The following is a 5,529-nucleotide window of genomic DNA, read 5'->3' on the forward strand; positions in this document are numbered from 1 at the left end:
CCCGCCGCGCCCGTCGGCGAGCCCGGCGAGCCGGTCCAGCGGCCCGGACAGCCGGGCGGCGAGGTCGTCGGCGTACGGCAGCGGGCTGACCCCGCGCGCCCGCCGTTCGAACAGCTCCCGGCCGAGCCGCTGCTCCAGTGCCCGGATCTGCGCGGTCACCGTGGACTGGGACAGGCCCAGCAGGTGCGCGGCCGCGGTGAAGGAGCCCGCGCGGTGCACGGCGAGGAAGGTGCGCAGCTGGTTGAGGTCCAGGGGGCCCGAGCCGGTGGCCGGCCGATCGCTCATGCCGGTGAGCCTACGGGATTCCGATGGCTCGACGACGGGCCGGAAGGTGAGGTCGTCGGCCGGTTCGACGGTCGGTGCGTCGCCCGGTCCGACCGGTCCGGGTGAGGTATCGGAATCCCGATGTCCCGTATCGCGTGGCCCATTGGTCCCCGCGGGCCGGGCGCGTCTAGCGTCGACGCCGTGAGCGCCGCGGCGGGCCGTCGCGGCACAGACCGCGGCACCCCTGGAGGCATCACCCATGGCCGACATCCTGTTCGTCCTGACCGGTTCGAGGTCCTGGACCCTGAACGACGGCACCGCGCACCCGACCGGCTTCTGGGCGGAGGAGGCGGTCGTCCCGTACCGCGCCTTCACCGAGGCCGGCCACCGGGTCACCGCCGCCACCCCGGGCGGCGTCGTCCCGGTCGCGGACCGGGCCAGCCTGACCGACCCGGCGATGGCCGAGGAGGTGGAGAAGATCGCCGAGTTCCGGCAGCCGCTGGTGCTGGCCGAGGTGGACCCGGCCGACTACGACGTCGTGTACTACCCCGGCGGTCACGGTCCGATGGAGGACCTGGCGGTCGACGCCGACTCCGGCCGGCTGCTCACCCGGGCGCTGGCCTCCGGGCGCCCGCTCGGGGTGGTCTGCCACGGCCCGGCGGCGCTGCTCGCCGCACGGACCGCGGACGGCGGGTCGCCCTTCACCGGGTACCGGGTGACCGGCTTCACCAACGCCGAGGAGACCCAGGCCGGCCTGGCCGACCGGGCGCCCTGGCTGCTCCAGGACCGGCTGGCCGGGATCGGCGTGGACTTCGAGGAGGGCGAGCCCTGGGCGCCGCATGTGGAGGTCGACCGCAACCTGGTGACCGGTCAGAACCCGGCCTCCTCGGCCCTGGTGGCCACCGAGCTGCTGAAGCTGCTGGACGCCTCGGCGGCGTAGCGGCCGGACGGTGGGGCCCGGCGGACGGTGGGGCCCGGCGGACGGTGGGCTTCGCCGGACGGGCGGGCGAGCGGTGTGTACGGGTGTGCCGTCCGTGCGAACCGCTCGCCCGGCCCGGGTGTTGCCGTCAGCGCAGGTCGTAGGCGGTGAGCGGGTGCCCCGCCCAGATCCGGCGGGCGGTCTGTTCCGGGTAGCGGACGGTCCGGGAGCGGGCGTCCAGGACCCGGGTGAGCTGCTCGTCCGGATCGAAGGCGGGCCACCCCGGGTCGCCGGTGGTGGCGAACCGGACCCAGGCCTGCCGCAGTTCCGCCGAGACCCGGACCACCTCCGGCGCGGGCGGGTCGCCGAGGAACTGTCGCGCCGTCGGGCTGTCCAGGGAGCCGAAGGCGAGCGGTACGTCCAGGCTGTGGCAGGCGCCGAAGACGCCGCCGAGGGCGGCGGCGGGCAGGGCGAGTTCGAAGAGGTACGAGGTGCCGCCGGCCGCCGCGTTGGCCTCGGCCAGCCGGAGGGACGGCACCCGGAACAGGGCGTCGGAGCAGACCGCTTCGAGGAGTTCGGAGGGGGTCGCCCCCGGGAGGGCGGTCCGGTAGGCGTCCGGGCCGTCCGGCGCCGGGGCGAACAGCTCAAGGGCGAGGCGTGCCTCCTTCTCGGTGAAGCCGCCGTGCCGGCCGCTGAGGACGCTGAACAGGCGGAACTCGTCCCGGGTGTGACCGGCCAGCAGCTCGACGCCGTCGCCGAGCGCCGACCACGGGGACCCGGGCAGCACCTCGCCGTCGACCACCGGGACGGTGGCGATGCCGCTGTGCGCCAGTCGGCCCCAGCGGGCCAGGTGCTCCGGCAGCGCGGCGCCGAGTTCGGTGACCGCCGCGGCCAGGCGCCAGGGGTGCACCTCGGCCAGCGCCGTGGCGGTGGGGGCCGTGCCGAGCAGCCTGGCGAGCCCGGCGGTGACCTCGGCGGCCAGCGCGGGGGTGCAGTGGGTGCCGGGGACGGTGTGGGCGACGGCCCGCCGGAACAGGCCGCGGGCCGCGTCCATGGTGAGCAGGGCGGCGACCGACCCGGCGCCCGCGGACTGCCCGGCGACGGTCACCTGCGCGGGGTCGCCGCCGAACCGGGCGATGTTGCGCCGCACCCACCGCAGGGCGGCGATCTGGTCCAGGAAGCCCCGGTTGGCGGGCGCGCCCTCCAGCAGGACGAAGCCCTCGGCGCCCACGCGGTAGTTGATGCTCACCACGACCAGCCCGGCGGAGGCCAGGGCGGTCGGATCGTAGAGCGGGTCGCCGGAGGCGCCGGCCATGAACCCGCCGCCGTGGATCCAGACCAGGACCGGCAGCCCGGCCGCGCCCGGATCGGGCGTGCAGACGTTGAGCGTCAGCCAGTCGGTGTCCTCGGACGGCTCGGCGGGACCGGTGGGCATCGGCCCGGACTGCGGGACGACGGGGCCGAAGGCGGTGGCCTCGCGGACGCCCTCCCACGGTTCGGGCTCGACGGGGGCGGCGAAGCGGAGGTCCCCGACCGGCGGCCGGGCGTAGCGGATGCCGCGGAAGACCGCGAGCCCCTCGCCCTCCTGCGGCTCCCGGCCGGGTGCTTCCCGGCCGTGTTGTGCCTGCCCGGACCGTTCCTGCCCGCGCCGCGGCTCCCAGCGGCCGCGGACGAGTCCCTCGGTGGTGCGGACGACGGGTTGCTCCGGCATGGCGGGCTCCTCCCTCGGAAGGCTTCCCACGTTATAGGTCGCCTGTATTATGTCAAGCGTATGGAAAAGAGTCCGAAGCGTGTGGAGAGAACCCGAGGAGCCGCCGCGCATGCCGAAGCAGGTCGACCACAGGGAGCGCCGCGAGACGATCGCCCGAGCGCTGTGGCGGGTCGTGGAGCAGCGCGGCGCCACGCACCTGACGATGCGCGAGGTCGCGCAGGCGGCCGGCATCTCGCTCGGACAGCTCCAGCACTACTTCGGCTCCCGGGCGCAGCTGCTCGCCTTCGCGATGGACTTCGCAGGGGAGCAGAGCGCGCTGCGGGTCGGCCGGGCGCTGGAAGCCCTCGGCGAGGCACCGCATCCGCGTGAGGTGCTGCGGGCGATGCTGGTCGAACTGCTGCCCCTGCACGCCGACGCGCGGACGACCAGCCGGATGAGTGCCGCCTACGTGCTGGAGGCGCTGCACGACGAGGAGGTCCACGCGCGGGCGCGCGGCGGACTGCTCCAGGGGCGGGCGATGGTCGAGCAGGTGGTCCGGCAGGCGATCGCCGACGGGTACCTCGCGGCCGACCGCGACCCGGCGGTGGAGACGGACCTGCTGCTCGCGCTCACCGGGTTCACCACGCTGCTGGAGCTGGACGTGGTCGGTCCCGCCGCCGTGCTCACGGCCGTCGACCGGCACCTGGACCGGCTGTTCGCGGCGTAGGGCGGTTGCACGGGCCGGAGCGCCGGTCGCAGTGCGGGCCGGGGCACGGGCCCAGGTACGGGCCGCAGCGCGGGCCGGGGTGAGCGTCGAGCCGTGGCAGGCTACCCGGGTAGCACCGCCGCCCGCGACCAGGAGCACCGCCATGGACCGACCCGCCGCCCTCCGCCTCGACGCCATCGCCTCCGGACACCCGGCGGGCATCCTGGACGCCGCCGAGCAGGCCGAACGCCGGGGCGTGGACCGGCTGGTGGTCGCCGAGACCGCGTACGACCCGTTCCTCCAGCTCGCCCGCGCGGCCGACCGGACCGAGTCGATCGAGCTGGCCACCGGCATCGCGGTGGCCTTCGCCCGGACCCCGATGACGCTGGCCTACCAGGCCTGGGGGCTGCACGCGGCCTCCGGCGGACGGGCCGTCATCGGGCTGGGATCGCAGGTCAAGCCGCACATCGAGAAGCGCTTCGGGATGCCCTGGGACCGTCCGGCGGCCCGGATGCGCGAGTACGTGCACGCGGTGCGGGCGATCTGGCACAGCTGGCAGACCGGCGAACGGCTGCGCTTCCGGGGCGAGTTCTACACCCACACGGTGATGACGCCGGTCTTCTCGCCGGACCCGGTGCCGGCCGGGGTGCCGCGGATCCTGCTGGCGGGCGTCGGGCCGCTGATGACCCGGACCGCGGGGGCGGTGGCGGACGGCTTCCTGAGCCACCCGTTCTCCTCCACCGCCTACCTGGCCGAGCAGGTGCTGCCCGGCCTGACCGGGGAACGCGCCCGGGCGGAGGCGGAGGGCGCCGCGTGGACGGCGCGTCCGTTCGAGATCGTCGGCAGCGTGCTCACCGCCACCGGCCGGACGGAGGAGGAACTGGCGGCCAACCGGGCGGCCACCCGCGAGCGGCTCGCGTTCTACGCCTCCACGCCGGCCTACCGCCCGGTGCTGGCGCAGCACGGCTGGGAGGGGCTCCAGGAGGAGCTGCACGCCCACTCGGTGCGCGGACGCTGGGCGGAGATGGCCGCGCTGATCGACGACCAGGTGTTCGACACCTTCGCGGTCTGCGGCCCGGTGGAGGAGGCCGCCCGGGAGATCCACCGGCGCTACGCGGGCCTGGTCACCCGGCTGTCCGTCAGTCTGCCCGAGGACGCGGACCCGGCGCTCGGCCTGGACGTCCTGGCGGCGGTGCGCGCACTGGGCTGAGGTGCACGCCGTGCCGATGCGTGCACCGGACCGACCGAAAGTGGGCGCTTGATGATCACGGCAGGCCGTCGATCGGGCAAGGGGTGGCGAAGTACGGGCAGATCCGTGCAATGAGCCCTCGGAGGCGAGGCGGGGCGGCAGGATCACGGTGGCAGAGCGGTCCGTCCGTGGAACCGGGCGGTCCCCGCCTGCCGCGTTGCGAGGCCTGCCGCGTCGTACGGACCGTCGTGCCGTACGGCCTGTCATGCCTCGGCCACCCGTTGCCGATCGTGGGGGTGCCCGCGTGTCCGTGTCCGACAACCGCCCGGCCGACTACGACCTGGCGGAGTGCTGGGACCCCGTCGCGAACGCGTACGTCGACGCCCTGGCCGACCTGGACGAGTTCCTGCGCGTCTGCGCCGAACTGACCGGCTTCGACGTACCCGAGCTGCGCTCCACCGGCATGGCGGACGAACACCACCGCACCACGCTGGCCCACCGGGTGCGCGACGAGCACGCCCTGGTCCACCTCTGGTACGTCGGCGCCTGGCCGGGGGAGGCACCCTCCTCCGCCCGCGCCCACGACCAGGGACTCGTCTGGCGGACCTTCCACGCCGGCCCGCCCGGTGCCGCCGCCCCCGGACACGGCAGCTGGGCCGAGCCGCCCCGAGGGGCGGAGGTGCCGGGCCCGGCCGGTCCGCAGGACGGAGCCGAGGCGGGCCGGGGGAGCGGGACGGCCCAGGGAAGTCCGGCCCCCCGGG

The 5,529-nt window shown here is 75.6% G+C and carries 6 protein-coding genes; 4 read left to right on the forward strand and 2 right to left on the reverse strand.

Going from position 1 to position 5,529, the window contains the following annotated elements:
• The coding region (locus tag BU198_RS38720) for a LysR family transcriptional regulator (protein ID WP_188301417.1) at positions 1-285 on the reverse strand (285 nt) is incomplete at its 3' end.
• A gap of 238 nt (positions 286-523) precedes the next feature.
• On the opposite strand from BU198_RS38720, the gene BU198_RS38725 reads away from it, so the two are divergent.
• Positions 524-1,204, forward strand: coding sequence for a type 1 glutamine amidotransferase domain-containing protein (locus BU198_RS38725; RefSeq protein ID WP_188298530.1), 681 nt, complete (start codon positions 524-526; stop codon positions 1,202-1,204).
• A gap of 127 nt (positions 1,205-1,331) precedes the next feature.
• Here BU198_RS38725 and BU198_RS38730 read toward each other — a convergent pair whose 3' ends face one another.
• Positions 1,332-2,894, reverse strand: a complete 1,563-nt coding sequence (locus BU198_RS38730; RefSeq protein WP_188301418.1) for a carboxylesterase/lipase family protein — start codon at positions 2,892-2,894, stop codon at positions 1,332-1,334.
• Between the two features lie 109 nt (positions 2,895-3,003).
• On the opposite strand from BU198_RS38730, the gene BU198_RS38735 reads away from it, so the two are divergent.
• The 3 genes from BU198_RS38735 to BU198_RS38745 all read left to right on the forward strand — a co-directional run.
• A complete protein-coding gene (locus BU198_RS38735) occupies positions 3,004-3,600 on the forward strand; it encodes a TetR/AcrR family transcriptional regulator (RefSeq protein ID WP_188301419.1) in 597 nt (198 codons plus the stop codon).
• Between the two features lie 142 nt (positions 3,601-3,742).
• A complete protein-coding gene (locus BU198_RS38740; RefSeq protein WP_188301420.1) occupies positions 3,743-4,789 on the forward strand; it encodes a TIGR03617 family F420-dependent LLM class oxidoreductase in 1,047 nt (348 codons plus the stop codon).
• Between the two features lie 283 nt (positions 4,790-5,072).
• Positions 5,073-5,529: hypothetical protein (locus BU198_RS38745; protein WP_188301421.1), on the forward strand; the 457-nt coding region annotated here is incomplete at its 3' end.

This window comes from Streptomyces sp. CBMA156, from assembly GCF_014596515.1.
Classification (GTDB): domain Bacteria; phylum Actinomycetota; class Actinomycetes; order Streptomycetales; family Streptomycetaceae; genus Kitasatospora.